This is a genomic window from Spirochaeta dissipatitropha, assembly GCF_054657935.1.
The window spans coordinates 1-2291 of the sequence record NZ_BAAHXT010000037.1 but is presented as its reverse complement, the minus strand read 5'-3'; the positions used below and the strand labels follow the sequence as shown (position 1 = coordinate 2291).

The window sequence follows — 2291 nt, the reverse complement described above, 5'->3', positions numbered from 1 at the left end:
GAAAAGCCCTGAAAGTAGCCCGCAACCTTGAAGGCACAATGCCGCTTGAGGAAATTGCCAGAATTGTTGAGCTTCCGATTGAAGAACTGCGCCGCCTTCTGCAGGATGATCAAAGGAAGAACGACTGAGCAGTTCCTTTCTTTTTTGTTGTGTAAGGGATAAAAGTAGTGCGAAGTCGCCTGTGGACTGCATCGTCGTGCTGGCTTGTGCGACCAGTGTTCGCGATGGTTTGGATTTGAGTGTTCAAGTATATCGTTCTGACATCGGCCTACAGGGATCCTAAAAATTCTACTATTTTATGGATAGTACAGTTCTGCTTCTGAAACTGTGTGTTGCTTGCTTTTGAATGTCTTTCCAGCTCCTTGGAACCCTGTATTGCTTTGTCGCGCTGGTGTTTACTGAAATTTTTTAAGACCAGGTTTTCCTTCTGCCATGCTTCATCCTTACAGTAGCCGAGCATTCTGTCCGGGGCATCCAGAACCTGAATGTATCCCTTACGATCAAGAGGGCTGTCTATTGATACTTTCTGGAAGTGGAGTAGCAGCCACAATTCAAAGGATTCTATCGAAAAGGCTGTCTGAATATTCTTTACATCGGCTTTTTTGATTGCAGACCGGAAATTCTGCTTAAAATCATCTTTATCGAATACACACCAGACCGAATTATAATTTCGGACTCCACCTGAATGCGACAGTTTAATTGCCTTGTCCACTAATTGCTCAGGATCTACCGCATGAGATTCAACCTCAACACGGATAGACCATTCCCTGCTGGCTGTAACTACCGGGAAAGATTTGAAGTATATTTCTTCAGTCTTTCCCTGACAGAGGAGAAGTATCTTATTGCTCCTGGAACGAGGGATTGCCGTAGGTCTACTCACCTGAAACTCCGAATAACTGTTCTGTAAAAAGTGCAATATCACCCATAGCCGGTACGGCTCCATACTGTCCTGACAGGTAACGTTTGCCGAAGCTGTGAGCGCTTCTTTCGTCGACAAAATCCGTCAGCGAAAAACACTCGCTAGCCATGTCTTTATTTTTCTGTATAAACCAGACCTGGTCTTTTCTGATAGATGGGTGATCAAGTAATGCATGCTCATGAGATATAGCAACCAGCTGGGCGTTTTTTAAATTAACGGTAGGGTCGTTAAATAGATTAAACAGCAATTGAGTTAAATGGGGGTGTAGCTGGGTGTCGATTTCATCAATTATCAAGACCCCTCCGGTTTTGAGGGTATGTAGAATGATGCCAATGAGCCGGAATATCTTGATTGTACCTTGGGATTCCATTCTTTCCATCTGGAAATACTTCTGGTAATCCTGATCTGTTTGTTGAACTGAATGTGCGGTTAGTATTTGCTGTTTGTTCGACTGTAGGGGGTTTTCGTCGAGTTTAAAATCCTCGATTCCGGTGTCAGCTTTTCGCAGCAGATACAGGTAGGCTTCCTTTATACTGCTGTCATCCAGGATCGATTTGGGCAGAAATGAGTTTTGACTGAGAAACAAAGCACTTGCTGAAATAGATTTCTGAAAAAAATCTTTATTGATGCGGGAAATCAATGAGTTGTTCAGTGATTCCAGCAGAGAGAATAATAAACAATCGGGCCGCAAGAGGTTCTGTTTTTCGATAGTAGATATAACCCCACGATTCGGGAGCTGTTGACCCGAGGTAATCTCCGTACCCGTCCGCTCATAAATCAGGACCTCTCTTGATTTAGCTGCGAGATTTTTTTGGTAGAGCCACTCGTGAAGAACCTGTCCTTCAGTAAACTCAAAGCCAAGTCTGCAGATTATTTGAGGCTCTGTTGTCAGTAGAAAGGTCAGTTGCAGATGTGTTGGCTCGGTGCTGTTATGCTCATTCAGTAAAAAGGGCTCGTATATTTTAGAAAGTAGCCCTTCTTGTTGAAAAGAGTCTTTTATTAAAGACAGCATCGCGTAGTAGGCACGTGCAAAATTGGATTTCCCACCCGCATTCGGACCGTACAGAAGGGTGGCTCGCAGCAGCGATAGTTTTTCCGCTGTTACAATATTTTCTCTATGGGAGCGTAGTCGCGGATCTGCCTGTGCTGAGAACACAATACGGTCCTTAAAGGAACGATAATTTCCTATTTCGAAGTCCAGTATCACAATCGAGCTCCTAAACGTCGTTTGATGCAGAAAAATTGCATAAACACATGATAAGGCAGTTTGTGTGCCATTGCAAGTATGTCTTATATTACGATGCATGTGTTTTCCTCGAGCAATCTATACAGGAGCCTCCTTTATGGATATGGAACACAGACCCCACGTTTT

The 2291-nt window shown here is 43.7% G+C and carries 2 protein-coding genes; both read right to left on the bottom strand.

Annotation, left to right across the window (positions count from 1 at the left end; all coding sequences use genetic code 11):
* Positions 1–268: 268 nt before the first annotated feature.
* Positions 269–880, bottom strand: coding sequence for an RloB family protein (locus ACYQ2L_RS17080; protein WP_460058318.1), 612 nt, complete (start codon positions 878–880; stop codon positions 269–271).
* Positions 873–2126, bottom strand: a complete 1254-nt coding sequence (locus ACYQ2L_RS17075; RefSeq protein WP_460058316.1) for an AAA family ATPase — start codon at positions 2124–2126, stop codon at positions 873–875. Before ACYQ2L_RS17075 ends, ACYQ2L_RS17080 begins: the two co-directional genes overlap by 8 nt.
* Between the last annotated feature and the right edge of the window lie 165 nt (positions 2127–2291).